This window comes from Antribacter sp. NEAU-D49 (assembly GCF_057158775.1).
This window is the reverse complement of record NZ_JBXTSN010000002.1, coordinates 55,122-80,837: the sequence shown is the minus strand read 5'-3', so window position 1 is coordinate 80,837 and position 25,716 is coordinate 55,122. Positions and strand designations below refer to the sequence as shown.

Annotated in this window: 23 protein-coding genes and 1 pseudogene; 10 read left to right on the top strand and 14 right to left on the bottom strand. The window is 72.7% G+C overall.

The genetic code is table 11. From position 1 onward, the window contains the following. Window positions 1–38: 38 nt before the first annotated feature. Complete coding sequence (locus AC060K_RS02120; RefSeq protein ID WP_483763797.1) at window positions 39–464, top strand: VOC family protein; 426 nt, start codon at window positions 39–41, stop codon at window positions 462–464. A gap of 27 nt (window positions 465–491) precedes the next feature. Continuing rightward, entirely contained in the window at window positions 492–1,643 is a 1,152-nt protein-coding gene (locus AC060K_RS02115) for an aminopeptidase P family protein (protein ID WP_483763796.1), read from the top strand. Window positions 1,644–1,745: 102 nt separating this feature from the next. Here the strand turns inward: AC060K_RS02115 and AC060K_RS02110 are convergent, their stop codons facing one another. From AC060K_RS02110 to AC060K_RS02070, 9 genes are all read right to left on the bottom strand, one after another. Next, window positions 1,746–2,729, bottom strand: coding sequence for a hypothetical protein (locus AC060K_RS02110; protein WP_483763795.1), 984 nt, complete (start codon window positions 2,727–2,729; stop codon window positions 1,746–1,748). A gap of 328 nt (window positions 2,730–3,057) precedes the next feature. Then, window positions 3,058–4,083, bottom strand: coding sequence for a siderophore-interacting protein (locus AC060K_RS02105; protein ID WP_483763794.1), 1,026 nt, complete (start codon window positions 4,081–4,083; stop codon window positions 3,058–3,060). Window positions 4,084–4,182: 99 nt separating this feature from the next. Next, on the bottom strand, window positions 4,183–5,187 hold the full coding sequence (locus AC060K_RS02100) for a LacI family DNA-binding transcriptional regulator (protein ID WP_483763793.1): 1,005 nt from the start codon (window positions 5,185–5,187) through the stop codon (window positions 4,183–4,185). Window positions 5,188–5,248: 61 nt separating this feature from the next. Beyond that, window positions 5,249–5,794: a DUF624 domain-containing protein gene (locus AC060K_RS02095; protein WP_483763792.1), complete on the bottom strand. Its 546-nt coding sequence runs from the start codon at window positions 5,792–5,794 to the stop codon at window positions 5,249–5,251. Window positions 5,795–5,948: 154 nt separating this feature from the next. Next, the gene (locus AC060K_RS02090) at window positions 5,949–6,908 is read right to left on the bottom strand and encodes a carbohydrate ABC transporter permease (protein WP_483763791.1); all 960 of its coding nucleotides are present in this window, start codon (window positions 6,906–6,908) and stop codon (window positions 5,949–5,951) included. 9 nt (window positions 6,909–6,917) lie between these two features. Beyond that, window positions 6,918–7,970, bottom strand: coding sequence for an ABC transporter permease (locus AC060K_RS02085; protein WP_483763790.1), 1,053 nt, complete (start codon window positions 7,968–7,970; stop codon window positions 6,918–6,920). A gap of 94 nt (window positions 7,971–8,064) precedes the next feature. Continuing rightward, a complete protein-coding gene (locus AC060K_RS02080; protein WP_483763789.1) occupies window positions 8,065–9,726 on the bottom strand; it encodes an extracellular solute-binding protein in 1,662 nt (553 codons plus the stop codon). Between the two features lie 225 nt (window positions 9,727–9,951). Further along, window positions 9,952–10,476 (bottom strand): GNAT family N-acetyltransferase, encoded by a 525-nt coding sequence (locus AC060K_RS02075; protein ID WP_483763788.1) that lies wholly within the window; start codon window positions 10,474–10,476, stop codon window positions 9,952–9,954. Beyond that, complete coding sequence (locus AC060K_RS02070; RefSeq protein WP_483763787.1) at window positions 10,473–10,895, bottom strand: VOC family protein; 423 nt, start codon at window positions 10,893–10,895, stop codon at window positions 10,473–10,475. Before AC060K_RS02070 ends, AC060K_RS02075 begins: the two co-directional genes overlap by 4 nt. A 115-nt stretch (window positions 10,896–11,010) precedes the next feature. Between AC060K_RS02070 and AC060K_RS02065 the strand changes: the two genes are divergently transcribed. After that, the gene (locus tag AC060K_RS02065; RefSeq protein ID WP_483763786.1) at window positions 11,011–13,671 is read left to right on the top strand and encodes a tetratricopeptide repeat protein; all 2,661 of its coding nucleotides are present in this window, start codon (window positions 11,011–11,013) and stop codon (window positions 13,669–13,671) included. Here AC060K_RS02065 and AC060K_RS02060 read toward each other — a convergent pair. Next, window positions 13,634–15,018 (bottom strand): annotated as a pseudogene (locus AC060K_RS02060) (MFS transporter). The gene AC060K_RS02065 and the pseudogene AC060K_RS02060 sit on opposite strands and share 38 nt — an antisense overlap. A gap of 46 nt (window positions 15,019–15,064) precedes the next feature. Between AC060K_RS02060 and AC060K_RS02055 the strand changes: the two are divergent. Then, the gene (locus AC060K_RS02055; protein ID WP_483763785.1) at window positions 15,065–15,685 is read left to right on the top strand and encodes an N-acetyltransferase family protein; all 621 of its coding nucleotides are present in this window, start codon (window positions 15,065–15,067) and stop codon (window positions 15,683–15,685) included. Between the two features lie 149 nt (window positions 15,686–15,834). On the opposite strand, the gene AC060K_RS02050 is transcribed toward AC060K_RS02055, so the two are convergent. Continuing rightward, window positions 15,835–17,067, bottom strand: a complete 1,233-nt coding sequence (locus AC060K_RS02050) for a GNAT family N-acetyltransferase (protein WP_483763784.1) — start codon at window positions 17,065–17,067, stop codon at window positions 15,835–15,837. A 79-nt stretch (window positions 17,068–17,146) separates the two neighbouring features. Here AC060K_RS02050 and AC060K_RS02045 point away from each other — a divergent pair, with 79 nt between their 5' ends. From AC060K_RS02045 to mqo, 4 genes are all read left to right on the top strand, one after another. After that, window positions 17,147–17,713, top strand: a complete 567-nt coding sequence (locus AC060K_RS02045) for a TetR/AcrR family transcriptional regulator (RefSeq protein WP_483763783.1) — start codon at window positions 17,147–17,149, stop codon at window positions 17,711–17,713. Between the two features lie 30 nt (window positions 17,714–17,743). Beyond that, window positions 17,744–18,424, top strand: coding sequence for a pyridoxine/pyridoxamine 5'-phosphate oxidase (locus AC060K_RS02040; RefSeq protein WP_483763782.1), 681 nt, complete (start codon window positions 17,744–17,746; stop codon window positions 18,422–18,424). After that, window positions 18,421–19,206: a maleylpyruvate isomerase family mycothiol-dependent enzyme gene (locus tag AC060K_RS02035; RefSeq protein ID WP_483763781.1), complete on the top strand. Its 786-nt coding sequence runs from the start codon at window positions 18,421–18,423 to the stop codon at window positions 19,204–19,206. Before AC060K_RS02040 ends, AC060K_RS02035 begins: the two co-directional genes overlap by 4 nt. A gap of 168 nt (window positions 19,207–19,374) precedes the next feature. Continuing rightward, the gene (mqo, locus tag AC060K_RS02030; protein WP_483764043.1) at window positions 19,375–20,790 is read left to right on the top strand and encodes a malate dehydrogenase (quinone); all 1,416 of its coding nucleotides are present in this window, start codon (window positions 19,375–19,377) and stop codon (window positions 20,788–20,790) included. Window positions 20,791–20,890: 100 nt separating this feature from the next. Here the strand turns inward: mqo and AC060K_RS02025 are convergent, their stop codons facing one another. Both AC060K_RS02025 and AC060K_RS02020 read right to left on the bottom strand, forming a co-directional pair. Further along, window positions 20,891–21,601 carry a cupin domain-containing protein gene (locus tag AC060K_RS02025; RefSeq protein ID WP_483764042.1) on the bottom strand — a complete coding sequence of 237 codons (711 nt, stop codon included), beginning with the start codon at window positions 21,599–21,601 and terminating at the stop codon, window positions 20,891–20,893. A gap of 70 nt (window positions 21,602–21,671) precedes the next feature. Continuing rightward, a complete protein-coding gene (locus tag AC060K_RS02020; RefSeq protein ID WP_483763780.1) occupies window positions 21,672–22,310 on the bottom strand; it encodes a DUF6891 domain-containing protein in 639 nt (212 codons plus the stop codon). 127 nt (window positions 22,311–22,437) lie between these two features. On the opposite strand from AC060K_RS02020, the gene AC060K_RS02015 reads away from it, so the two are divergent. Then, window positions 22,438–23,469 carry an LLM class flavin-dependent oxidoreductase gene (locus AC060K_RS02015; protein WP_483763779.1) on the top strand — a complete coding sequence of 344 codons (1,032 nt, stop codon included), beginning with the start codon at window positions 22,438–22,440 and terminating at the stop codon, window positions 23,467–23,469. 103 nt (window positions 23,470–23,572) lie between these two features. Beyond that, entirely contained in the window at window positions 23,573–24,688 is a 1,116-nt protein-coding gene (locus tag AC060K_RS02010) for a LacI family DNA-binding transcriptional regulator (RefSeq protein WP_483763778.1), read from the top strand. A gap of 85 nt (window positions 24,689–24,773) precedes the next feature. Here AC060K_RS02010 and AC060K_RS02005 read toward each other — a convergent pair whose 3' ends face one another. After that, on the bottom strand, window positions 24,774–25,688 hold the full coding sequence (locus AC060K_RS02005) for a ketopantoate reductase family protein (protein ID WP_483763777.1): 915 nt from the start codon (window positions 25,686–25,688) through the stop codon (window positions 24,774–24,776). Between the last annotated feature and the right edge of the window lie 28 nt (window positions 25,689–25,716).

The window sequence follows — 25,716 nt, the reverse complement described above, 5'->3', positions numbered from 1 at the left end:
GACGGGGTACGACAACACACCTCCCGAAGGAGAGAGCGATGCCGATCTACGTCAACCTTCCCGTCGCCGACCTGGACGCGTCCAAGGCGTTCTACGAGGGCCTCGGGTTCTCGATCAACCCGCAGTTCACCGACGAGAACGCGGCTGCCGTGGTGATCGAGGAGGGCGTCACCGTGATGCTGCTCCGCAAGGACTTCTTCACCACGTTCACCAAGCGCCCCGTGGCGACCGACGGCATCGAGGTCATCACCTCGATCGAGGTCGACAGCCGGGAGAAGGCCGACGAGCTCGCCGAGAAGGCGTTCGCCACCGGCGGGTCCGAGACCATGGAGGCCCAGGACATGGGCTGGATGTACTCGCGGGCGTTCGCCGACCCCGACGGGCACCACTGGGAGCTCATGTACGCGGACGAGAAGGCGATGGCCGAGGCGTTCGCGGCCGAGGGGACGGCGGCGGGGTCCTGAGGCGGGGGCTCGTGGCACGCTGACCGTATGACCCCTTTCTCCCCCGCGGAGCACGCCGACCGCCGGGCCCGCGCCGCCGCGCAGGCCGCCCGGGCCGGGCTGGACGGCGTCCTCGTCGCACCCGGTCCCGACCTGCTGTACTTCCTCGGCTACACGCCGTCCGCCGTCACGGAGCGGCTCACCCTGCTGGTCATCCCGGCGGACGGCGATCCCGTGGCGGTGGTGCCGCGGCTCGAGGCGCACGACCTGGCCCTCGGGACCGGTGGCGTTCTCGACGCGGTGGAGTGGACGGACGGCGAGGACGAGTACGCGGCGGCCGGACGGCTGCTACGGCGAGGTGGGCGCTACGCCGTCACCGATGCCACCTGGGCGATGCACGTGCTGGGGCTGCAGCGCGCCCTCCCGGGAACGTCGTACGAGGCGTTCACGCGGGCGCTGCCCATGCTGCGCGCGGTCAAGACGCCCGAGGAGGTGGGGCGGCTGGCCGCGGCGGGGGCTGCGGCGGACGCGGCGTTCCTGGCGGTGTGCGGGCTGCCCTTCGCCGGCCGCCGGGAGCGCGACGTCGCCACCGACCTCGGCCGCCTGCTGCGCGAGCACGGCCACGAGCAGGTGGACTTCACGCTCGTGTGCGCCGGCGAGAACGGCGCCGACCCCCACCACGACGCCGGGGACCACGTCATCGCCGACGGCGACATGGTGGTGCTCGACTTCGGCGGCCTGCGCGACGGGTACGGCTCCGACACGACGCGGACGGTGCACGTGGGGCCGCCGTCGGCCCAGGAGCAGGAGGTGCACGACGTCGTCCGCGCCGCCCAGGAGGCCGGCGTCCGCGCGGTGATGCCGGGCGCCACCTGCCAGGACGTGGACCGGGCGGCGCGGGCCGTCGTGGACGACGCGGGCTACGGCGAGCACTTCATCCACCGCACCGGCCACGGGATCGGGCTCACCACCCACGAGCCGCCCTACCTCGTGGAGGGCGAGGAGCAGCCGATCGAGGCGGGGATGTGCTTCTCCGTGGAGCCCGGCGTCTACCTGCCCGGCCGGTTCGGCGTGCGGATCGAGGACATCGTGGTGGCGTTCCCGGGCGCGCTCGGCGAGGCGGTCCCGGGCGTCGACCCGGTCCGCGACGCCGCCGTCCGCCTCAACCGCACCCCGCACGAGGTCCAGCTGGTGGGCTGACCCGCGCGCACGGCGGGCCCGGCGGGACCGTCGCTGTCACCCCAGCCGTGATCGGCAATTCGGTGCGTGTTCGGCAGTTCGAACTGCCGAACACGCACCGAACTACCGATCACCTGCGGCCCACGTGGGTAACGGCCGCTCCGTGGAGGGGTGCGGTAGCAGCCGGACGGGCCGCATCGCCGCCCGGACGGCCTCCGGGAACCGGCGTGCGATGCGCTCGACCACCTGCTCCGGGCGGTCTGCGGAGGTCACCCGGACAACTCCCCAGCCCTCCTCGCGGATGTGGTCCTCGCGTCGCTTCTCGTCGAACAGGGCGCGTTCCGGGTCGTACCCGGGCTGGAGCGCGCCGGCCCGGTACTTGACCCGGCCGTCGAACTCCGCCAGCAGCCGGAGCTCCTCCCAGCCGAGGTCCCCGCGGTACGTCCCGGAGGGAGTCCGGATCGGCAGCTGGGTCGCAGGGCGCGGAAGACCTGCCTGCAGCACGGTGTACCGCGTGCTGCTCTCCCACGCCGACTCGGCTCCCTGGTCGCCGAGCTGCAGCACCAGCCGGGCTCGGTTGCGGCCTCGCGGGTCACGGCGCGCCTCGACACAGGCCAGCGCAGCGTCCCTGTCCAGTCCGAGGGCGAGCGCGTGGTCCACGATGACGAGGGCACGCAGCGGGTGCACGGTCGCGCAGCAGTCGGCGACGGTGCGTTCGAGGGACGTGGTGAGGATCCCGCCGACCAGTACGCGTTCGTCGTCACTCAGGTCAGCACGGTGCCGGGCGATGTCCCGAGCCGCGGCAGATGACGCGTTGTAGCCCTGGATCACGTGCACCTTGGCCGGGAGCCGCCAGAGGCGCAGCCCGTGGAGTAGGGCCGCCGACTCGTGGCTCACGCACGCCTGGCCCAGTTGCAGGCTCACCGCGGCGACGCGCGCGAGAGCCTGTTCGTGAGCCGCGGCGTACCGGTTCGCTGCATCAGGTGGGGATGCGGGCCGGTAGGCGCCACGCCGCAATCGCTCGACCTGTCCGGAAAGCGTCGCTCGGCGGAGCGCGAGGCGGTCATGCTCACGCGCGATGAGGATCTCGGACGGGATGTGGACCATGCGGCCAGCGTGAAGGAGCCCGCCGGAGGGCGCAGCGGGTCCGGACACAGGCTGTGTACGACGCCCGGGATCCGCGGCATGTGGTCGGGCTCCGGCGCCGATGAAACTCCAGACGTGATCGTTAGTTCGGTGGGGGGGGGGGCGGGGGGGCGGGCCCGCCCCCCCCCCCCCGCCGCGGGCGCGGCCCCCCCCGAGCGCGGGCCCATCAACCCCCTGAGTGTATGGTTTGTGGGGGGGGTGGCCGGCCTTCCCACCGCCCCAACCCCCACCGAACTGCCGATCGCGCGGACCAGCCGGAGCGCTGCCCGTCGAACGCCGGGCAGGGCGCCTACTGCGCCGCGTGACCGTGGCGCCAGTAGCCCACGAAGTCCACGTGCCCCTTGGGCACACCGCGCTCGTTGACCAGGTGCCTGCGCGCGCCCGTGGCCAGCGAGGACTCACCGATCGCGTACGCGTAGACGGTCCCGTCGAGCAGCTCGGCGGCGCGCAGCGCCTCGAGCGCCGCCGCCCCCGGAACGGCATGGTGCCCGACGGCGTCCTCGGTCGCCTCCGCGACGAGGGTCGCCCCCACCGGAACAGCCCCCGCCGGGGCAGACCCCGCCGGAGCAGTCCCCGCCGGGGCAGACCCCGCCGGAGCAGTCCCCCCGCCACGCACCGCACCGGGCACAGCACCGGCGCCCACACCGACCCCCGCACCGGGGGCGGACAGGAGAGCCGCCCGGCCGCCGTCGGGCACGGTGTCGCGGACGACCCATCGCACCTCGACGCCGGCCGGCGCACGGAACTCCTGCCGGTCCGCGTCGGTGCCGACCTCGACGATGGCGAGGCCGCGAGCGCCGGCAGGCAGCGACTCGCAGATGCCGGCTACGGCGGGCAGGCCCGACTCGTCGGCGACGAGGAGCGTCCAGTCGTGGTCGTGGCGCGGGTTGTAGCCCACGCCCTGGTCGAGGATCCCGACCTGGTCGCCCACGGAGCAGCCCGTGGCGAAGCCGCAGCCGGGGCCGACGGTGCCGTCGTCGGCGGTGTGGACCACGAAGTCGACGTCGATCTCGTTGACCTCGGGGCGCGCCGCGCGGATCGTGTACGACCGGACCCAGGGCCGCTTGGGCTTGGGCGTCGCGAGGTACTGCGCATACCAGCCCAGGTTCGAGGTGCGCGTGGGCAGGCGCAGCATGTCCTGCCCGGGACGCCCGAGGAACAGTCGGAACCACTGGTCGAACCCCTGGAGGGTGAGCGCGGCGATGCCTTCACCCCCGAGCGTCACGCGGGCCATGCCCGGCGTGACCAGCGTGGTGCTGACGACCTCGGCGACCATGACGTGCGGGTCGACGGCCTTGCGTCCCTTATAGCCCATGGGAGGAAGGTTAGGCGAACCTAACCGCCTTTGACCAGCGGCGTCCGGGAACGGCGTCGAGGTGTGGTGCCTGGGTGGGTCGCGCGCCGGCGCGCACGGTCATCGTCGGGGACGCGTGGAGCCGCGGACGACGAGTCGGACCGGCACGTCGCGGTGCTCCGCGGGCGCGTCGCCGTCGGCGATCCTGCGGTGCAGCAGCCCGACGGCGATCCGTGCGAGCTCCGGGTGGTTCGGGTCCACCGACGTGATGCCCGGCGGCACGAACCGCGACACGTCGAGGTTGTCGAAGCCGACGAGCTGGACGTCGTCGGGTACCCGCAGACCGCTGTCCGCGAGTGCCGCCACCGCACCCAGGGCGATGACGTCGGTCGCGGCGAAGACGCCGTCGAACGACAGGCCCGACGCGATCACGGCGAGCAGCGCCTCGCGCGCGGACTGCGACGAGTACGGCTCTATCGGCACCACGTAGCGCTCGTCGACCGGCAGGCCGGCGGCGAGGTGCGCCTGCTCCCAGCCGACGCGGCGGTCCGAGGCCATCTTGTGCTCGGACTCGAGCGTGCAGCCCAGCGCCACGATGCGGCGCGAGCCGCCCTCGATCATGTGCGCCGTCGCGAGGCGCGCGCCCTCCTCGTTGGCGAGGCGGGCGTGGTCGAAGCGGTCGGGCACGTCACGCTCACCGAGGAGCACGATCGGCTTGGTGGTGCGCACCCGTTCGAGCCGCTTGCGGTCCAGACCGGCGACCGACAGCAGGACGCCGTCGTACATCTGCATCCGCGCGACGCTGAGCGTCTCCATCTCGAAATCCGGGCTCGCGCCGGTCCGTTCCAGGACGAGGTGGCGGCCCTCCGCCTCGACGAGCGGCGCGATCTCGTCGGCCAGCTCGCCGAAGTAGTCGTGGAAGCTCGGCACGATCAGCGCGATCGTCTCGGTCCGGCCGGCCCGCAGGTGCCGGGCGGTCAGGTTCACCTCGTAGCCCAGCTCCTCGACCGCGGCCAGCACGCGGGCCCGCGTGGACGCCCCGACGGGCCGTCGCTCGTTGAGGACGTTCGACACGGTCATGCTCGAGACGCCAGCGGCGCGCGCGACCTCGGACATCGTCACCATCGGCATGCTCCTGCCCATTCCGCCGGTCCGCTCACGGCGACTGTGTCGCCCGGCACGGGCGTCAGACCTCGGCCGCTTCCGGCTCCGGTTGCACGAATCCCCGGGCGACGAAGAACCGCTCGAGGAGGTAGCACCACCATAGGAGGATCAGGCCAGGTACCACGAACACCGCGGGCATGAAGTTCCACACGGCGACGCCCCCGAGGAGCAGCGCGATCCCGAGCAGGAACGTCAGGCTGGGCGTCGTCAGCCCCAGGATGAACCCGTTACGCACCTGGCGCCTGGTGGGGTTGGTGAAGCGAGCGGTCAGGGGGAGGCACCAGAAGAGCAGGAGCACGAGGAACAGGCCGGCGACGACGAGCGGTATCAGGACCTCGGCCAGCCCGAGGGTGGGCAGGTAGGAGAACGTGAGGATGCCGATGGCCGCGACCGGGACGGCCAGCAGGCCCACGAGGGTCGCCTGCCTCCAGCTCTGCCGCCAGGCTTTCGCAGCGACGGCCAGGAGGCCCGCGTCCTTGCCCAGGACGTACCGGCGGCAGACCTCGTAGGCGACCGCGGTCCCCGCTCCCGCCGTCACGACCAGGGTGAGGCTCACGAGCCAGAACATGCTGATCACGATGACGGAGCCGAGCGCGTCCAGGGTGCGCCACAGTCGCGAGGCGGGGTTGAACCGGAAGATGGTCGGAACCTTTCAGCGGGCACAGAGGTGCGGCCTGAGGGCGCGGAGCCGGCATCCCGTGATGTACGGGATGCCGACGCCGTCAGCCCTTCACGGAGCCGATCATGAGACCGGACACGAAGTGCTTCTGCAGGAACGGGTAGACGAACAGGATCGGGACGGCCGCCACGACGGTGATCGCCGACCGCAGCGCGATGGGGGTGGTGACCTGCCCGCCCTGTGCCACGGAGGCCGCGCTGCCCGCGACGCCGCCGTTCGCGCCGGCGTTCATCGAGCTGGCCAGCAGCTTCTGCAGCTCGTACTGCAGGGTGGACAGCCACTGCTCACCGGAGTTGTACAGCAGGGTGTCCAGCCAGGAGTTCCAGCTGCCCACGGCCACGAACAGACCCACCACGGCCAGCGTGGGCTTGCACAGCGGCATCACGATCTGCCACCACGTGCGGAACTCGCCCGCGCCGTCGATCCGTGCCGACTCGATGATCTCGTCGGGGATCGACTTCATGTACGTGCGCAGGATGATCAGGTTGAACGCGCTGATGATCACCGGCACCCAGTAGGCGTGGAAGGTGTTCAGCATGCCCAGGTCCCTGATGAGCAGGTAGTTGGGGATGAGCCCGGCGTCGAAGTACATCGTCAGCACGAAGATCAGGGTGATCGGGCGGCGGAAGATGAACTCGTTGCGGCTGAGCGCGTAGGCGAGCATCGAGGTGAACAGCAGGTTGGTCGCCACCACCACGACCGTCTTCAGGACGCTCATGAAGAACGCCTGATAGATCGTGTGCATGCCGAGCACGACCTCGTAGTTCTTCAGCGAGAACGCCCGGGGCCAGATGCCGATCCCGCCGCGGACGGCGTCCATGCCGTCGTTCAGCGAGATGGCGAGCGTGTTGAGCAGCGGGTAGATCATGAGCGCCGCGAGGAGCAGCAGGAAGGTCGTGTTGAGCGTCGTGAAGATGATCCGCTCGGCCGGCCACCGCCGGCGGAACGACCGGCGTCGTCGTGCCGGCGGCGCCAGGGGCTTCGCGGCAAGGGTGCTTGACATGAAGTCCTCCTAGACCAGGGTCTCTTGGTTGAGGCGCTTGGCCGCCAGGTTCGCCGAGCCCACCAGGATGATGGCGACGACGGTCTTGAAGATGCCCGCGACGACGGCGAGGCTGTAGTTGCCGAGCTCGTAGCCGTACCGCAGCACGAAGACGTCGATGGTCTCGGCCGTCTCGGAGACCAGGCCGTTGCCGAGGAAGTACGGCAGCTCGAAGTTGGTGGACAGGATCCAGCCGCTGTTGATGATGAGCAGCACGACGATCGTGGGCATGATCCCGGGGAGCGTGATGCTGAACATCTTGCGATAGCGGCCGGCTCCGTCGACCTCGGCGGCCTCGTACAGGGTGGGGTCGATGGCGGTGATCGCGGCCAGGTAGAGGATCGTGTTCCAGCCCAGCTCCTTCCACAGGTTCGTCCCGGCGACGATCCCCCAGAAGTAGTTCGGCTCGGTGAGGAACAGGATCGGCTCGTCGACGAGGTTCAGGCTCAGCAGGGCCTGGTTGATGAACCCGCCGGACGACGGCAGCGACAGCGCCACCGACGCCAGGCTCGCCACGATCACCCAGCTGAGGAAGTGGGGCATGTAGGTGATGTTCTGCATGACCCGCTTGAACGGCAGGCTCTTGACCTCGTTCAGCAGCAGCGCCAGGACGATGGCCCCGAGGGTCCCGACGACCAGCGTCAGGACCGACTGCCCGATCGTGTTGACCACGACCCGGGCGAACCGTTCCCCGTTGACACCGGTGAAGAGGTCCACGAAGTTCTCGAGGCCGACCCACTCCTGCTCCCAGATGCCGCCGCGGCCCGGCTTGTAGTCCTGGAAGGCGATCGCCCAGCCGTAGACCGGGACGTACTTGAACAGGATCTGGTACAGCAGCAGCGGGACGGCCATCGCGAGCAGGACTCGCTGCGCCCAGATCCTGTCCCAGGTGATCTTGCGCCGGGGTTCGTTCGCTGCTTTCTTCCGCGCCTTGCGCTTCGCGGAGCGGGAGCCGTTCGCGGGCTCCGGGTCCGGGTCGAGCCCGGTGGCGGCCACAAGCGTTGTGACCGGGGCGTCCGTCATCTGTCCAACCTCGTTGTCAGGAGCAGTGGGTGGTGATCGAGAACGCGTCGTGGTGGGGGCACGCCCCCAGCACGACGCGTTCTCGGACTGACTGTTACCAGTTGGCCAGACGGTCCTTGATGCCGGCGTTGATCGCCTCCTCGTACACCGCGACGTCGACCTTGTCGATGGCGTCGAGGTAGGCCTTCCAGTTCGCCTCGAACTCGGACGGCTCACCCGCGATGATCTTCGGCAGGTGCTGCACGTTCGCGTCGGTCAGCTGCTGGTTGACCTCGTTGGCGTCGTCGGAGAGCGTGATGTTCCACGCCGGGTAGTACGCGGGGTTCTCCGGCGGCTCGTTCACGAACTCGCGCCAGGTCTTCTTGCCGTACTTCTCCATGAAGCCCTTGTCGTAGTCGGTCAGCGTCGCGAAGAACTCCGCCGGCTGGTCGTCGGGACCGTAGGCGTTGCCGTCGGAGAACTGGCCCTGGTGCTTGGGCAGCATCTCGAGCAGCGCCTCGAGGCGGTTGGAGGCACGCCAGGTGGTGTCGCGGGCGTTCGCCCGCTGCTCGTCCGTACGGAAGAAGACGCCGTCGTCGCCGACCTGGTAGTCCTCGCCCTCGATGCCCCAGGAGAGCACCTTCTGCCACGGCTCGCTGAGCATCAGGTCGAGGAACTTCAGCGCCTTCTCCGGCTGCTCGCTGGAGGTGGAGACGCCGAACCCCTGGTTGGTGTTCATGACGTCCCGGTCGGCGTACCAGGGCTTCACGCCCTCGTACGTCGGCATGAGGGGCACGTAGGTGTACTCGTCCATGCCGGCGCTCTGCAGCGACTGGGTGGCGGTCTGGAAGTTCCAGCCCTGGTCGTGCATGCCGAGCACAGTGCCGGTCGCCAGCTTCGCGGTGTACTGGTCGAACGTCAGGGTGAAGGACTCACGGTCGACGAGACCCTTGTCGTACTGCTCGTTGAGGACCTTGTAGAAGTCCTTCGCGATGTCCTTGTCGGCGTAGATCTCCGCGGTGTTGTTCTCGTCGACGATGACGCCACCGTTGTTCGGGGAACCTGCCAGGAGCGCCGGCGGGTTGGTCATGCCCCACTCGCGGCCCTCGGACGCCAGCAGCTCGAAGCCGACGGTCGGAGCGCCGTTCGTCTCGGGGTTCTTGGCCTGGAAGTTCTCGATGAGCTCGAAGTAGCGCTCGAGGGTCATGTTCTCGAGCTCCGGGTAGCCGGCGTCCGCGAGCACGCGCTTCTGGATCCAGAAGGCAGGGCCGTAGTACGTGCCGCCCGTGATGTCGCCGTAGAAGCGGTTGTAGTTCGGGATGATGTACAGGCCCGGGTCCACCTCCGTGCCCGAGTAGCTCATCTTCTTGATGTCCTCCTCCACGTGCGTGGCGAGGTTGGGGTAGTCCCCCGTGGCCAGCATGTCGTCGAGGGGCAGGAGAGCGCCGCCCTCCAGGAGGCGCATCTCCAGGTCGCTGGTGCCGACAAGGTCGGGGAACTCGCCGCCCGCGAGCATGACGCCGATCTTCTGGTCGACGTTGTCCGGGGTGACGATCTCGTACTTCAGGGTGACACCGAGCTGCTCCTCGATCAGCTTGGTGATCTTGTTGTCGGGAGCAGGCGCCTGCGCGGCAGCCGTGATCCAGACGGAGAGCTCCGTCGGGTTGCTGGGGGTCAGCGTTCCCGACTGGTCGGCGAGATCACCCTCGGGGATGACGACCTCACCCGGAGGGACCTCCTCGTCCCCAGGGGTGCATCCACCAAGTCCCACTGACACCACGGCAGCCAAGACAAGAGCTGACAACTTCGGTCGCGCGAAACGCATCAAGGTTCCTCCCTTGCGGACAGCTCCTGTCGTCCATGACCGGAACCGTGCACACGGACGCGAGCGGTGCGTCGCATCCTTATCCCGTGCGGGATTTAGCGATAAACTAGGGGGGCCCTGGCGCGCCGTCAACTATCGCGAGTCTCACGATGATCACGACCCCAGCCCGCAGCAGCGTCACCCGTACACCGGCGGATAGACGATGGTGCCGCGCAGGGTCGGGTCCGCCGGGTCGTACGCCTGGAGCAGCCGCACCTGGGCAGCCTCGGGCGGCGCCCACTCGGGCAGGTGGATCAGCAGGCCGTGGTCGCGCGCGGTCTCGAACCCGAACCGCCCGTAGTAGGCGGGGCTCCCCTCGAGCACCACGAACGGCTCGCCCGCCGCGTCGGCGCCTGCGAGCGCCTCCCGCACCAGGGCCGCACCGATGCCCTGCCGCTGCCGCGCGGGCAGCACGCCGAGCGGGGTCAGCATGGCGGCGGTCCGCTCGCCGCTCTCTCCGACCACGGAGCAGCCGGTGATCATGACGAAGCCGGCCACGACGTCGTCGGACACCGCGACGAGCGACGTGGCCGGGCGGTAGACCCATGACTCACGGATGCGCTCGACGCCGTCGGCCACGCGGGACTCGCCGAAGGCGGCCACGAGCAGGTCGCGCACGGCGGGGAAGTCCGCGGGCGTCTCGGCCCGGATCTCCAGGCTCACGCGTCGCTGCCCTGCTCCGCCGCGTACGCCGCACGCTCGGCGGGCGACTTGAGGAGGCAGAACTCGTTGCCCTCGGGGTCGGCGAGGACGACCCAGCCGCTTCCCGGGCCGTAGATCCCGCGGCGGTCGGCCACCACGGTCGCGCCGTGCGCCACGAGGGTGGCGAGCTCGGACTCCTGCGGCAGGTCGCGCGGGCGGAGGTCGAGGTGCAGGCGGTTCTTGACGCTCTTGGGCTCGGGCACCTCGATGAAGAGGACGTCGGGCCCGTCGCCGGAGGGGTCCACGATCATGCACTCCTCGTGACCTGGCTCGTTGGGGTCGCCGGGCACGTCGGCGTAGCCGAGGACCGGCTTCCACCACTCGGAGAGCGCGTAGGCGTCACGGCAGTCGACCGTGACGTGGGAGATGAAGGCAACCATGGCCCGACCGTCCCACGCCGCGTCGGCGGGCGCCCAGGCATTTTCGAAACATCCGTACCGATAGATCGGCCCAGGCTATGGCCCTGCGGGTGGTGAGACGGGACACTAGGTCCCCGTGAGCCGAGGACAACCGAGCGCACAGCCGGACGACGACACCCGCGCCACCGTCGCGGTGGCTCCGGGACCCCTCGGCCTCCTCGACCCCGTCGCCCGGGTGGTGCCGTTCGGCGGCCGGGACGCCGAGCTGGCCGACCTCCTGGCCTGGTCCCGCGACCGCGCCCCCGCGCAGGTGCGGCTCCTCACGGGCCAGGGCGGGGTGGGCAAGACGCGGCTCGCCGTCGAGCTGACCGCACGGCTCGTCCGGGCCCGGTGGCGGTGCCTGTGGGTAGGCCCGGACGACTCCCCCGAGTCGGTGGCGGACGTCTGCCGCCCGTCGAGGTTCCACAGCGGCCCCGTCCTCGTCGTCGTCGACGAGGCGGCGATCCGTCCCGGCGTCGCCGCCCTCCTGGACGCCACCGGGGTGGCCGCGCGCAACCGGCTGCGCGTCCTGCTGCTGGCCCGCACAGGCCGCACATGGTGGCAGCGGCTCCACTGGCTGAGCGACCTCTGGTCCGAGCACCCCGTGGTGACCAGCCACACGCACCTGAACGCGGCGACGACGATGCCCCCCGCCGAGACGGTCGCCACGGCCGTCGAGGCGTTCGGACGGTACCTCGGGGTCGCGGTGCCCGCACCGGCCGTGGCAGCGACGACCGGGCCGGTCCGGCAGCTCGAGCTGCACGCAGCGGCGCTCGTGTCCGTGCTGCGGGCTCGCGACGGCACGCCCTCGGCCCGGGTGGAGCCGGCGAGCGGCCTCGCCGACCTGCTCGACCTGGAGCGGGCACGCTGGGCCGCGGCCGCCCCGCCGGCCACGAGCCTGGCCGACCTGGACGACGCCGTCGCGTCCGCCTGGCTGATGGGACAGCGTCTCGGACCTCACCCGGCGGGCAACGCGGCCGCCGTGCCCGGCCGCCTCGCGGAGCTGCACGTCGCACGGCGGCTGAGCGCGTCGCCGGCGCTGCGGGAGGCGGGCACCCGCGGCCTGAACCCCGCGGCGGCGTTCCAGGTGGCCGCCTTCGCCTGCCGGCTGGACATCGACAGCCCGGGGGTCGCCGAGGCGGCGACGCTGCCCACCCAGCTCCTGCGCCGCGTGGTGACCGGGTTGCCGGACGACCCCGAGCTGCTCGGCACGATCCGCACCCTGCTCCCGTGGCAGCCCGGCCCTGGGCTGGCGCCCATCGTGGCCGAGCTGGCGAGACGGCAGGCCGCCGCGCTGCCTGCGTCGCGCCTGGCGCAGCGGGCGGAGGCCCTCGAGAGCCTGGGGCGAGCCCTGCACACCGCGCACCCCCGCGAGGCGCTCGGGCCCAGCCTGGAGGCGGTGCACCTGCAGCGGGAGCTGTTCAGCCGGGCGCCCGGGCGCCACCGGGAAGGCCTGGCGTCGGCGCTGGCGCACGTCGGGGTGGTCCAGCGCACCACCGGCTCGCCCGACGACGCGCTCGCCGCCGAGCTCGAGGCCCTCGCCCTCTGTCGGGCGGCGCCACGGGAGGACGCCGTGTGGACCGAGCCCGTGCTGGCGAACGCCCTGCGCGCGACGTCGGTCTCGTACCTGTACCTGGGTCACGTCGAGCAGGCCGAGAAGTACCAGCGTGAGGCCGTGAAGGTGCTGCGGCGGCTCGCGCACCGCGACCCTGTGGGGTTCGAGGCCGAGCTGGGCGGGGTGCTCGCCAACCAGATGATGCTGGTCGAGAGCGGGCGGCCCGAGGAGGCGCTGACCGCGACGCGGGAGGCGGTGCGGATCCTCCGGCGGCTCTCGCGACAGCGGCCCGACCTGCACGAGAGCTCGCTGGCGCGGGCGCTCTCCAACGTGAGCCACGTGTGCACGGCGCTCGGGAACCTGGACGAGGCGGTCCGCACCGCGGAGGAGGCCCTGGCGATCCGCCGCCGGCTCGCCGAGGACGACCCCCAGTTCCGGTGGGAGCTCGCCTGGTCCCTGTCCGGCCTGGCGGCCGTGCGGTCGGAGCAGGGCAGGCTCTGGGACGCCGCCGAGCTGGGGCGCGAGGCGCTGGCGATCCGGCGAGGGCTCGCTGCCGACTCCCCCGTGCGGTACGAGGAGATGCTCGCGACGGCCCTGTCGAACCTCGGGGTCACGTACTCGCGCCTCGGGATGTTCGACGACGCCCTCGCCCTCGAGCGGGAGGCTGTGGGCCTGCGCCGCACGCTCGCCGCGACGACGCCGGACCGGTACACGCAGCAGCTGGCCCGCTCCCTGTCGAACCTCGGCGTGCGGTACTCCGACCTGGGCCGGCTGGAGGCCGCAGTGGCCCCGACGCGCGAGGCGGTCGCGACGCTGCGGCCGCTCGTCGACCAGGACCGCACGCGGTTCCTCCCCGACCTCGCGCACGCCCTCGCCAACCTGGGCGCCACGTTCACGGACCTCGGGCGCCCGGAGGACGCCGTCGGCCCGGTGGACGAGGCCGTCTCGCTGTACCGCGACCTCGCCGCACGCCACCCCGACCGGTACCGGCCCGACCTGGCCCGGTCGCTCGCCACCCTCGCGAGCGTGCTGAGCAGCCTGGGGCAGCGCGCCGAGGCGCTCGACCAGGTGGCCGAGTCGGTGGCGATCCGCCAGGAGCTGGCCGCCGCCGACGGCGAGCGGTTCCAGGAGGACCTCGACCGGTCCGAGGCGCTCCTCGACGAGATCAGGCGGGCCGCGGGTTCCGGATCCCCACCCAGCTGATCAGGCCGCCGAGCACGAGCAGCCCGCCCGTGACGACCAGACCGCGGTGGAACGAGCCGACGTCGAGCGCACCGCCGAGGATCACGCCGGCGAAGGCGACCACGACGAGCCCGGCCACGCGCGCGACGGCGTTGTTGACGGCCGACGCGATGCCCGCGTCGTCGGCGGGGACGGCGCCGAGGATCGCCGAGGTGAGCGGAGCCACGGTCACCGCGAGGCCGAGGCCGAACAGCAGGAGCCCGGGCAGCACCTGCGTGGGGTACCAGGCGGTCTCGTCGGTGGTGAGGAGGAGCAGGTAGCCCACCCCCGCGAGGATGGGCCCGGCGGTCATGAAGAGCCGCGGGCCGTGGTGGCCGGCGAGCGTGCCGAACCGGGTGGACAGCGCGAGCATGGCGAAGGTCGTGGGCAGCTGGGCGAGCCCGGCCCACGTCGCGCTGTAGCCGGCGACCTGCTGCAGGAACAGCGTCACCACGAACCCGCCCAGGCCGAGGGCGCCGTACACGGCCGCCGTGGCCAGGTTGCCCCAGGCGAAGTTGCGGGAGGAGAACAGGCGCAGCGGCAGCATGGGGTCCTCGGCGCGGCGCTCCCACGCGAAGAACACCACGAGCAGGACGACGCCCGCGGCGAGCGGACCCCACACCGCGGCGGCGCCCCAGCCGAGACGGCCGCCCTCGATCAGGGCGTACACGGTCGCGGCCAGACCGAGCGCGACCAGGGTGGCGCCCCGGACGTCGATGCGGCGGCGGGCGTCGCCGGAGGACTCCGGGACCCCGCGCACCAGCCACAGCGTCAGCGCCACCACGGGCAGGTGATCCAGAAGACCCAGCGCCACGAGAGCGTGTCGACGAACAGCCCGCCGACGAGCGGGCCCACGATCATCGCCGTGCCGGTCCAGGCGGTCCAGCGGCCGATGGCACGGCCCTGCGCCGCCCCGCTGTACGCCGAGATGATGAGGGCAAGCGAGCTCGGCACCAGCAGCGCACCGGCCACGCCCTGCAGGGCCCGCGCCACGACGAGCACGGGTCCCGTGGGCGCAACGGCGCAGAGCACGGACGCCGCGGCGAACCCCGCCAGGCCGACCACGAGCACCCGGCGCCGCCCGTGGACGTCGGAGAACGAGCCCGCCACGAGGATGAGCGCGCCGAGCGTGACGAGGTACGCGTCCACGACCCACTGCTGGAGCGCCAGGCCGCCTGCGCCGGGGCCGCCCAGCTCCGCCGCGATGGCGGGCAGGGCCACGTTGACGACCGTGCCGTCGAGGAACGACACGAACGACGCCAGGATCGCGACCACGAGCACGCGGCGCTGGAGAGGGGTTGCTGGTTCCGGTGCCGCTGAGGTTGTCACCCGGTCACGCTATGCCCCGTCACACCGTTCGGGCAGGATGCCGCACATGGACCTGACACACGCTCCCCGCGAGGATGCGGACGGACCCCGTCCGGGGGCGGCGATCTCGCTGACCATCCGGGACGCCACGGTCGACGACGCCGGTGCGTGCGCCGCCATCTACGCGCCGTTCGTCCGCGACACGTGGGTGAGCTTCGAGGCCGAGCCGCCGGACGCCGACGAGATGGCGCACCGCATCCAGACGTACCAGCAGCGGCACGCCTGGCTCGTCGCTGAGCTCGACGGGCGGGTCGTGGGCTACGCCTACGCCACCCCGTACGCCGCCCGGGCGGCGTACCGCTGGTCGGTGGAGACGAGCGTGTACCTCGCGCCCGACGCGCGGGGGCGGGGCGCGGGGCGCCGGCTGTACGAGGCCCTCTTCGCCCGGCTGCGCCGCCGCGGCTACCGGCGCATCGTCACCGGCGTGGCCCTGCCCAACGAGGCGAGCGAGCGCCTCCACGAGTCGCTCGGCTTCCGCCGCGTGGGCACCTTCGAGCGGATCGGTTGGAAGCTGGGCGGCTGGCGCGACGTCGCCCGCTTCCAGCTCGACCTCGTCGAGGAGGACACCGCGGCCGACGGCGTCCCGGCGGGCCCGGGCGGGCCGGCCGCCCCGGCGGAGCCCTCCTGAGCGGCTGTTGCGCCGGCGGCTCGGCGCCCGCGTCGCCGGTCTGTCGGAGGCGCGCACATTGGTTCGGCAGTTCGTCGTCGGTTCGGCGCCGGGCGCGCACATCACTTCGGCAGTTTGTCGTCGGTTCGGCGCCGGGCGCGCGGGACAGGTCAGAAGTAGTCGCGGACGTGTACCTGCCGTCCGCCGAAAAGGGCTGACCACGTCGCGTCGTCGTCCGCCGGGCCGGTGAGCTCGCCCGCGAGGCGCAGGTTCGCGGCCGACTGAGCGCCCGCGTACAGCTGCGCCAGGCCGCGCGCGGAGAACACGGGGCGGCCGTGTCCGCCGCCAGCGCCCTCGTTGCCCGGCGCGACCCCGCCCCCCGGTGACGGGTCGGGAGAGGCGACCGTGACGCCGTCGGCCACCTCGAGCACGTAGGCGCCGTCCAGGCTCGCACCCCGGACCGCGAACGGCAGCCGCGCCGTGAGCGGCGCGAGCCGCAGGCCACTGAGCGCGCCTGCCACGTCGAGCACGCTCAGCATGTAGGGGCGGGTGCGGACGACCGTCGTGGTGAGGTCGGGCAGCACGTGCCAGGCGGGGTCCAGGCCCGACGTCGCCACGCGCACCCTCCCCACCACGGACGACGACGCCCCGAGGAACCGCCAGAGCGCTCGGGCGGCACCACCGGTGAGGGCGACGAGGTCGTCGGCCTGGATGACGGCGCTGCGGGGGTCGTAGCCCTGCCCGCGGTCCCAGGTGGTGAACCCGGTGATCACGCCGTCCTCCACGGCGACCGTCACGCCCGTGTAGTCCTCCAGCCACCCCTGGTCGGTGCTGAAGGGGGCTTCCGCCCGGGCGAGCGGCCCGTTCTGCGCCGACGCCCACCGGGCGTGCACCTCGGCGAGGACCGGGAGGTCCGACGGCGTGGCGCGACGCAGCTCGACGCCGGGCGCCGCCGCGACCCGCTGGAGGGCCGGCGACGCGATCTCGACCGCGTCGAACGAGCCCACGATCTCGTAGCCCCAGCTGCGGTAGATCCCCGGCGCCGTGGGGAACAGGGTCGAGACCGCCTCGCCGAGACCGCGTGCCTCTGCCAGCGCGGCGTCCATCAGCGGCCGCAGCAGTCCCTCGCCGCGGCGCTCGGGCGCGACGGCGACGCCTGCCACCCCGGCGGTCGGCACCTGGTCGCCGTGGAACCAGGAGGTCATGCCGAAGACGGTCAGCCGCGCGACGAGCACGTCGCCGTCGAACGCGCCCCAGGACCGGCCCGGCGAGGCCGCCCACTCCTCCTCGGGGGGCAGCGGGGCGGGGCCCGACGAGCCGTACGCCTCCGCGCCGAGGGTCCGGGACTGGTCGAGGTCGGCATACAGGAGTCGACGGACCTGGAGGTCTGCGCTGAGGCTCATCCCGCGACGGTACCCCGGTGGGGAGAACTGCTCGGGATCATTTCTTGCGACCATACCTGGAGGTAGGTATGGTGGCGGCATGGTCGACTCCCGGTCGCGGCTCGTCGAGGCCGCTCAGCAGCTGTTCGCACAACAGGGCGTGGGCGCGACGAGCCCGCGGGAGGTGCTCACGGCGAGCGGTGTGGGTCAGGGGAGCCTCTATCACCACTTCCCCACCAAGCACGACCTCGCCTTCGCCGCGGTCACCGCCACCGCCGCCCAGGTCCTCGAGGGCGCACGTGCTCAGCTGCGCGCCGACGGGCCGGCGCTGGACCGCGTGATCGCGTACCTGGAGCGGCCGCGGGAGGCTCTCGCCGGCTGCCGGGTGGGCCGCCTCACCGCCGACGAGGCGGTCATGACGGACGACGAGCTGCGCGGCGAGGTCGCCACCTACTTCACGGGCCTGCTCGACGACGTCGCGGCGGTCCTCCGCGAGACCGGCCTGCCGGCGGAGGCCGCCGCCGACCGTGCGCACGCGGCCGTCGCCGTCATCCAGGGCGGGTACGTCCTGTCCCGCGCCACCCAGGATCCCGAGGCGATGCGTTCCGCCATCCGGGGCTTCGTCGCGCTGCTCGGGGCCGGCCTCCCCGACCCCGCCCAGCCCTGACCCCGTCACCCACTCCCCCAAGGAGAACCGATGCACCCGGGTACCGCACCACCGTCGAGCACCACGTTCCGCGAACGCGTCCGCGCGCTGCCCACCTTCGGCAAGGGTCTTCCGGCGCTCGATCCAGAGGACACGCCGCCCACGCCGCACGACCTGTTCGTCCGTTGGTTCGACCAGGCCGTCGACGCCGGGCTGCAAGCGCCCCACGCGATGACGCTCTCCACGGCGGACGCCGCCGGGCGCGTGCATGCCCGGACGGTCGTGCTCAAGGACGTGTCCGCGGACGGCTGGTGGTTCGCCGGGCACGCCACGAGCCGCAAGGGCCGTGACCTCGCCGAGAACCCGAACGCCGCCCTCACCTTCCTCTGGCGCGAGCTCGGCCGTCAGGTCCGCGTGACGGGCCCGGCGGTGCCGGCAGCTCCGGAGGAGAGCGCGGCCGACTTCCTCGCCCGGCCGGACCCGTCGCGCGCGGCGGGGCTCGTGAACCGGCAGGGCGAGCCGCTCGCGTCGCAGGCCGAGTACGCCGCCGCGTTCGCGAGCGCGCTCGACGCCGTCCGGGCCGACCCTGGAACGGTCGCGCCCACGTGGACCGCCTACACGCTCACGCCCACCGAGGTGGAGTTCTGGCAGGCGAGCGACGACAAGGGGCAGACCCGGCTGCTGTACCGCACGGACGGGAACAACTGGGAGAAGGGACTCCTCTGGCCATGAGCACCGACCCGAGCACCATCCACCCCGAGGTCACGCAGCACATCCTCACCGACACGGCGGCCGCGCTCGACGCGCTGATCGAGGCTGTGCGCGCACTGCCCGAGGGCGCCGAGCGCGAGCCGTCGGCCCTGCCCGGCTGGACCCGGGGTCACGTCCTGGGCCATGTGGCGGGGAACGGCCGCGCGCACGCCCGCCAGGCGGAGCACGCCGCCCGTGGCGAGACCGTCGCGTACTACGACGGAGGCATGGCGGGCCGCGACGCCGAGATCGAGGCGGACTCGACGCTGACACCGGCCCAGCATGTCGCGGCGCTGGAGGCCGTGCGGGAGCGGCACGCCGTCGGCTGGCCCGTCCCCGGCGCGCCGCTGTGGTCGGCGCCGGTGGCCTACCGGGACGGCGTGCTGCACGACTGTCTGTTCGCGTGGTGGCGTGAGGTCCGGATCCATTCGGTCGACGCCCAGGTCGGGATCGGCGTCGACTCGTGGGACGACGAGCTGTGCGCCCACCTGCTCACCTGGCTCGCCCCGCGGCTTCCGGAGGGCGTGACGGTGGCGCCGGACCCTGCGTTGGGGCCCGCTGGCGACGCTGCGGGGACGGAAGCACCGGAGACCGGCGGCGCCGCGGAAACGGGAGCGTCGCAGGCTGCGGCGGGCGAGACCGTCGTCGCGGGCGACCTCCGGGACGTGGTCGCGTGGCTGGCCGGGCGGGAGCCCGAGCGCACCCCGCGGGCCACCCGCGACGGTGCGGAAGTGCCCCTCCCGGAGCTGCTCCCCTGGCCGTGACCGGCCCGCTGCCGCCGAATCCACCGTGAGGGACGTCACGCGCCTGGACCCTGTGACCTGAGTCACGGACTTCGTTCAGTATTTCACAAGCGTCGTAGTCTATGGCCCGTGACTTCCTACTCACGGACCGGAGACGAGGTCGACGTCGCGCTCGTCGGCGGCGGCATCATGAGTGCCACGCTGGGCGCGCTCCTCAGCCTCCTGGAGCCGACCTGGACCATCCGGATCTACGAGCGCCTGGACGACGTCGCCCTCGAGTCGTCGAACCCGTGGAACAACGCGGGCACCGGCCACGCGGCGCTGTGCGAGCTGAACTACACGCCCGAGCGCGCGGACGGTTCGATCGACATCAGCAAGGCGGTCAAGATCAACGAGCAGTTCCAGGTCTCGCGCGAGTTCTGGAACCACCTGCTGACGGCCGGCCTCATGGAGGGCACCGAGTTCATCAACGTCACGCCGCACATGACGTTCGTGCGCGGCGAGGAGAACGTGGACTACCTCCGCCGTCGCTTCGAGACGCTGCGCGAGCACCCCCTGTTCAACGACCTGGAGTTCACCACCGACCCGGCCGTGATCCGGGAGTGGGCACCCCTCCTGGTCGAGGCCCGCGACCCGGGCGAGCCCGTCGCGGCGACGCGCGCCGCCGGCGGCACCGACGTCGACTTCGGCGCGCTCACCCGCAAGCTCGTCGGCCTGACGGTCCAGCAGGGCGCCGAGCTGCACGTCGAGCACGAGGTCAAGGGGCTCAAGAAGCTCCGCGACGGCCGCTGGCGCCTCACGCTCCGCGACCGTTCGTGGAACGCCCCGACTCGCAGCAAGACCGTCACGGCCCGCTTCGTGTTCGTCGGCGCGGGTGGCGGCGCGCTGCCGCTCCTGCAGGCGTCGGGCATCAAGGAGATCCGGGGCTACGGCGGCTTCCCCATCAGCGGCGAGTTCCTGCGCACCGAGGTCCCGGAGGTCGTCGCCCAGCACCACGCGAAGGTCTACGGCAAGGCCGACGTCGGCGCCCCGCCGATGTCCGTGCCGCACCTCGACACCCGCGTGGTGGACGGCAAGAGCTACCTGATGTTCGGCCCGTACGCCGGGTTCAGCCCCAAGTACCTCAAGAAGGGCAAGTACCTGGGCCTGATCACGTCGCTCCGCGCCCACAACGTCTTCTCGATGCTCGGCGCCGGCGTGAAGAACCTCGACCTCACGCAGTACCTCGTGGGCCAGGTCGTCGCGCAGCCGGAGACCAAGTTCCACGAGCTCCAGCGCTTCATGCCCACCGCGCAGCCGGACGACTGGGAGACCATCACCGCCGGCCAGCGCGTCCAGGTCATCAAGTGGGTCAAGGGCAAGGGCGGCGTGCTGGAGTTCGGCACCGAGGTCATCGCGTCGAAGGACGGCTCCATCGCCGGCCTGCTCGGCGCCTCGCCCGGCGCGTCGACCGCGGTGTCCGCGATGGTGGCCCTCCTCGAGCGCTGCTTCCCCGGCCGCTACGCCGACTGGGCCCCCGCGCTCGGATCGATGATGCCGAGCCTGGGCGGCATGGCCGACGACGCCGCCGCACTCACCTCGAGGGAGCAGGTCACGGCGCAGTAGCCCTCCCCCGTCCGCCGTGGGTACACGAATGGTCGCCCTCCGACACTGGAGGGCGACCATTCGTGTACCCACAGCGGGGCGGGGAGGCGGGGCAGGTGGGCTACGGCAGGTAGGGGTGGAGGTAGCCGCACATGCCCAGGGTCGTGTTCGGCCGGCCGTCGAGCGCGCGGACCGTCGCTCCCGCCAGGTGTGCGACCGACCCGGCCGCCAGCGCCTCCACGTGCGTGGCGCTGAGCGCCGCCTGCGCACCCGGCCCCGCGGCCAGCAGCTCCCGCCAGCGCGGCAGCCTCTCCGAGACGAGCGCGCCCGCCGCCTCGTGGAACCGCCGCAGCGCCTCACCATCGCCGGCCTCCACGGCAGAGCGCAGCCGCAGGTACCCGCTCACGGCGAGGTCGCGTCGCGCGCGGGCCAGGTCCTCCGACGGCGTCCCGTCCGGGTCGCGCACGTTGGCGGCAGCGGCGTACGTGGCCGGGTCCCCCACCACGTCCGGAGGAAAGGTCATGACGGCGTCCCCCGCCTCCGGCAAGCCGCTGTTCGACATGACGACCAGCACGTGCAGGTCGCCGTCGTTGATCGCACGGTGGATCGTCCCGGGCGGGAACCACACGACGCGACCCGGCTCCAGCGGGTGCACCTGGACGCCCTCGGTGGTGAGCGTCTCCAGACGGCCCGACCCGCCGAGCACCACGTAGCACTCGGTCGAGACCAGATGCAGGTGCGGGGAACCGCCAGCGAGCCCGTCTTCCGTGGGCCAGGAGTACACACGCAGGTCGCTGAGCCCGACAGCTCCGGGCAGGACGGGTGTCGTCATCGTCACCCTCCCATCCTGCCCTACGCCCGAGGATCTCGGTAAGCGTTTCCAGGCCCCGGACGCAGCCCACTCACACCGGCAGGCGCTTGCGCCACTCCCGGATCGCCACCGCGGGCCGGCGCCGGCTCGTGCCGTCCCAGTCCACGTCGAACCCGTGCCGCGCGAGGGTCTCGACGACCTCCCGGCCCGCGGCCACCTCCTTCTCGACCACCGCAACCTCGTCGAACGCCCCGAACGCCAGGTGCAGCCGCGCGCCCACGCCCGCCAGGTCGTCCGCGTCCTGCTGGTGGAAGAACGTGTAGGCCCACGGACCCGGACCCGGAGCCGCCTCGCCTCCGGACGTCTCGCCCGAGCCCGGCGCCTCCCCGCGGATCTCGGCGTGCCCGCACGTCTGGCAGCACGTGAAGTTCATCCGGGCCACCACGCCCTTGCGCTCGAGCTCCTCGAACGCCGCGGCCAGCCGCGCGAAGTCGCCTTCGTCCTCCCAGTCGGCCTGCTCGGTGAGGCGGGCCGCCCACTCCTGCTGGACCACGCGCTCCACCGTGCCCTCGGCGACGCTCAGGTCCGCCCCGCCGGCCTCGTCCATCGCGAGCTCGACGGTGCTCTCCAGCACGTCCTCGTAGGACCAGAAGCCCGTCCGGATCTGCGTCCGGGCGTGGTCGCGCGCGAGAGCCAGCACGTCCTCGACCGTCTGCTGCACATCGTTCATACCTGCACCCTAGGACGGGTCACCGACACTCCCGGGAGACACTCCGGAATGCCGCCAGGTGAGGCATGGTTGGACCGTCGCCAGCACGTGAGAACACCACGGATCAGCCCCACCTAGGACGGGAACCATGACGGTAGAGCTCGGTATCGACACCTTCGGCGACGTGACGTTCGACGACGCCGGGAGGCCCAAGGGACACGCCCAGGTGCTGCGCGACCTCGTCGACGAGGCCGTGCTGGCCGACCAGGCGGGCCTGGACGTGATCGGGGTGGGCGAGCACCACCGTGAGGACTTCGCGGTGTCGGCGCCCGAGGTGGTGCTCGCGGCGATCGCCGCCAGGACGGAGCGCATCCACCTCAGCTCGGCGGTCACCGTGCTCAGCAGCGACGACCCCGTGCGCGTCTACCAGCGGTTCGCGACGCTCGACGGCCTGAGCGGCGGCCGCGCCGAGGCTGTCCTCGGCCGGGGATCGTTCACGGAGTCGTTCCCGCTGTTCGGCTACGACCTCCGCGACTACGAGGACCTCTTCGAGGAGAAGCTCGCCCTCTTCGCCGCCCTCCTGCCGCAGGAGCCGGTCACGTGGGAGGGCCGGCTGCGCCCGTCGATCGACGGCATCTCCGTCTATCCCCGCGTCGAGGGCACGCTCCGCACCTGGGTGGGGGTGGGCGGCAGCCCCGAGTCGGTGGTGCGCGCCGCCCGCCACGGGCTGCCGCTCGTGGTCGCGATCATCGGCGGGGCGTCGGCGCAGTTCGGCCCCATCGTGGACCTCTACCACCGCGCCCTCGAGAAGCTCGGCAAGCCCGACCTCCCGGTCGCCGTCCACTCCCCTGGCCACGTCGCCGACACGGACGAGGAGGCCAAGGAGCAGCTCTGGCCCCACTACGAGCAGCTGATGAACCGGATCGGCCGCGAGCGCGGGTGGGGCCCCACCACGCGGTCTCAGTTCGAGGCGACGGCGTCCCGCGCCGGCGCCCTCTACGTGGGGTCACCCGAGACGGTGGCGCGCAAGATCGCCACGACGGTGAAGACCCTCGGCCTCTCCCGCTTCGGCCTCAAGTACTCCAACGGCACCCTGCCGCACTCGCAGCTCATGCGGTCGATCGAGCTCTACGGCACCCGCGTGGCGCCCATGGTCAAGGACCTCCTCGCGGAGTCCTGATCCCGCCGCCGGCGGGCCGGGCCGCGGGGGCGGGGGCGGCGCGCCGTCCCCGCCCCGCCGCATCGAACTACTTCGAGCACAGGCCAGGAGTAGCCTGCCTCACATGGTCCCGGAACCGCGACAATCCGCTCATCCGGAGACGTCTGCCGGTCGCCTGTCCGCCGCCGCCGGACGTCGCCCGCGCGCGACCGTCTACACCGTGGCCAAAGCAGCCGGCGTGTCTATCTCGACCGTCTCGCTCGCCATCAACCAGCCGCACCGGGTCGCGGACGCCACCCGCAAGCGGATCCTCGCGGTGGCCCGGTCCCTGGGCTACCGCCCCGACGGCGCCTGGCGGGCTCGCACCGGCAGCCGCCCGGTCGGGATCGCGGTGGCCGCCCCGTTCACCAGCCACACCAGCTATGCCCGGCGCATGACCGGGGTGCTGGACCGTGTCCGGGACTCCGGGATCGACGTGATGATCTACGACGTCGAGACGGCGGCCGCCGGGACCGCGCTCCTCGACGCCCTGCCCGTCCGCGCCGGCGTGGACGGCATCCTCGTGATGGGCGTGCCGCTGGCCCCTGGCGGCAGGGGCGCCCTCGCGGAGTGGGGCCCGCCCGTGGTGCTGCTCGACGCGCAGGAGGACCGGACGCCGTCGGTCCTCATGGACGACGAGCAGGGCGGCCGGCTCGTCGGCCGGCACCTCGCGGGACTGGGGCACCGCCGTGTCGCGTTCCTGCGCGACACCCCGCAGTCGCCCGACGCCGCCTCGGCGAGCGCCCTCCGCCGCGACGGCCTCGCCGAAGGGCTCGGCGGTCCGGAGAACGCGGAGGTGCTCACGCTCGACGCGACCGCGGTCGAGACCGGCAACGAGACCGGCGCCGCGACCGGCGCCGTCGGCGGAGGCACCGCCCTGCTGACGGCGGTACGCGCGGGGGTCACCGCCGTCTTCGCCGCCCACGACGAGCTCGCCGCCCGCGCCGGCAGCGAGCTGCGCGCGGCCGGGGTGCGCATCCCCGAGGACGTCTCCCTGGTGGGGTTCGACGACGGTCCGCTCGCCGCCGCCCTCGACCTCACCACCGTGCGGCAGCCGTTCGAGGAGTCGGGCCGCACGGCCGCTGACCTGCTGCTCCGCCTGATGTCCGACGGCACGAGCGTGACGCGCATGACGCTCTCGGTAGAGCTGGTGGTGCGGGCGAGCACGACGCGCGCCAAGGAGCTGGCCCCGGCGCCCTGATCGCCGGCCCGCGCCGCGCACCACGGCGCCCTCCCGCGCACCACCGCGACCCGTTCGACCGGATGCTCGTCGCGCAGGCGGGCCCTCAGCCCGCCACCCGCGACCCGATCCGCTCCACCACCCCGGCCAGCACGGGGGCCGCGATCCCGTGCGCCTGCGCCCGGCGCAGCATCGCGCCGCCGATCGCGTCGAGCTCGCCGGGGTTCCCGGCCTCGACGTCGGCCTGGAGCGACGACCGCATGCTCGCGGGGAACCCGCGCAGGATCCCGGACAGCTCGTCGCCGCCGGTCGGCACGCCCTCGGCCGTGGCCACCGCCGCGACCTCGGCGAGCAGCGCGTCGGTCAGCGCGGGGTCGCGGTCCAGAGCGGCACCCAACGAGGACTCCGCGAGGGTGGTGAGCAGCGCCATCGGTCCCAGGAACCGCAGCTTCTTCCACAGCACCTCGGCCTGCGTGCCGCCGGTCGCCACCTCGATGGGCGTGTCCCGGAGCGCGTGCACCAGGGAGAGGTGGGCCGCGTCGTCGGGCACCACGACCCGCAGGAGGCGACCGCGGTGCCGCACCCGCGGCGGCCCGAAGCCGCCCGCTCCGGTCCGGAGCGTCTCCCCCGCGATCGTGGCGCCCACGACGTCCAGCCCGGGCAGCGCCGCGCGCAGCGCGTCCAGGTGCTCGAGGCCGTTGAGGAGGGTGACCACCTCGGCGGGGTCCGTGCCCGCGAGCTGAGCGGCCGCGGCCTCGACCCCTTCGGCCTTGACCGCCACCACCACCCGGGCGCCGCGCGGCACCTCGGTCGCCGCCGCGAGGGGCGCGTGCCAGGTGCCGAACTCGTCCGTCTCGACGTCCAGGCCGTGCTCGGCGACCTGGCGGGCGGTGCGCTCCCGGGCGACCACGACGACGTCGTGCCCCGCCTTCTGGAGCATCGCGGCCACCAGGCCGCCGATGGCGCCCGCGCCCACGACGGCGACGACGGGTAGGTCAAGGGGGGTGCTCGCGCTGGTCACGGGTTCACCCTACGGCCGTCCGGCGCGG

Bases quoted from the DNA above. Each gene is read 5' to 3' on its own strand.
- AC060K_RS02120 (WP_483763797.1), top strand. From the start codon at position 39: ATGCCGATCTACGTCAACCTTCCCGTCGCCGACCTGGACGCGTCCAAG.
- AC060K_RS02115 (WP_483763796.1), top strand. From the start codon at position 492: ATGACCCCTTTCTCCCCCGCGGAGCACGCCGACCGCCGGGCCCGCGCC.
- AC060K_RS02110 (WP_483763795.1), bottom strand. From the start codon at position 2,729: ATGGTCCACATCCCGTCCGAGATCCTCATCGCGCGTGAGCATGACCGC.
- AC060K_RS02105 (WP_483763794.1), bottom strand. From the start codon at position 4,083: ATGGGCTATAAGGGACGCAAGGCCGTCGACCCGCACGTCATGGTCGCC.
- AC060K_RS02100 (WP_483763793.1), bottom strand. From the start codon at position 5,187: ATGGTGACGATGTCCGAGGTCGCGCGCGCCGCTGGCGTCTCGAGCATG.
- AC060K_RS02095 (WP_483763792.1), bottom strand. From the start codon at position 5,794: ATGTTCTGGCTCGTGAGCCTCACCCTGGTCGTGACGGCGGGAGCGGGG.
- AC060K_RS02090 (WP_483763791.1), bottom strand. From the start codon at position 6,908: ATGTCAAGCACCCTTGCCGCGAAGCCCCTGGCGCCGCCGGCACGACGA.
- AC060K_RS02085 (WP_483763790.1), bottom strand. From the start codon at position 7,970: ATGACGGACGCCCCGGTCACAACGCTTGTGGCCGCCACCGGGCTCGAC.
- AC060K_RS02070 (WP_483763787.1), bottom strand. From the start codon at position 10,895: ATGGTTGCCTTCATCTCCCACGTCACGGTCGACTGCCGTGACGCCTAC.
- AC060K_RS02055 (WP_483763785.1), top strand. From the start codon at position 15,065: ATGGACCTGACACACGCTCCCCGCGAGGATGCGGACGGACCCCGTCCG.
- AC060K_RS02050 (WP_483763784.1), bottom strand. From the start codon at position 17,067: ATGAGCCTCAGCGCAGACCTCCAGGTCCGTCGACTCCTGTATGCCGAC.
- AC060K_RS02045 (WP_483763783.1), top strand. From the start codon at position 17,147: ATGGTCGACTCCCGGTCGCGGCTCGTCGAGGCCGCTCAGCAGCTGTTC.
- AC060K_RS02040 (WP_483763782.1), top strand. From the start codon at position 17,744: ATGCACCCGGGTACCGCACCACCGTCGAGCACCACGTTCCGCGAACGC.
- AC060K_RS02035 (WP_483763781.1), top strand. From the start codon at position 18,421: ATGAGCACCGACCCGAGCACCATCCACCCCGAGGTCACGCAGCACATC.
- mqo (WP_483764043.1), top strand. From the start codon at position 19,375: ATGAGTGCCACGCTGGGCGCGCTCCTCAGCCTCCTGGAGCCGACCTGG.
- AC060K_RS02025 (WP_483764042.1), bottom strand. From the start codon at position 21,601: ATGACGACACCCGTCCTGCCCGGAGCTGTCGGGCTCAGCGACCTGCGT.
- AC060K_RS02020 (WP_483763780.1), bottom strand. From the start codon at position 22,310: ATGAACGATGTGCAGCAGACGGTCGAGGACGTGCTGGCTCTCGCGCGC.
- AC060K_RS02015 (WP_483763779.1), top strand. From the start codon at position 22,438: ATGACGGTAGAGCTCGGTATCGACACCTTCGGCGACGTGACGTTCGAC.
- AC060K_RS02010 (WP_483763778.1), top strand. From the start codon at position 23,573: ATGGTCCCGGAACCGCGACAATCCGCTCATCCGGAGACGTCTGCCGGT.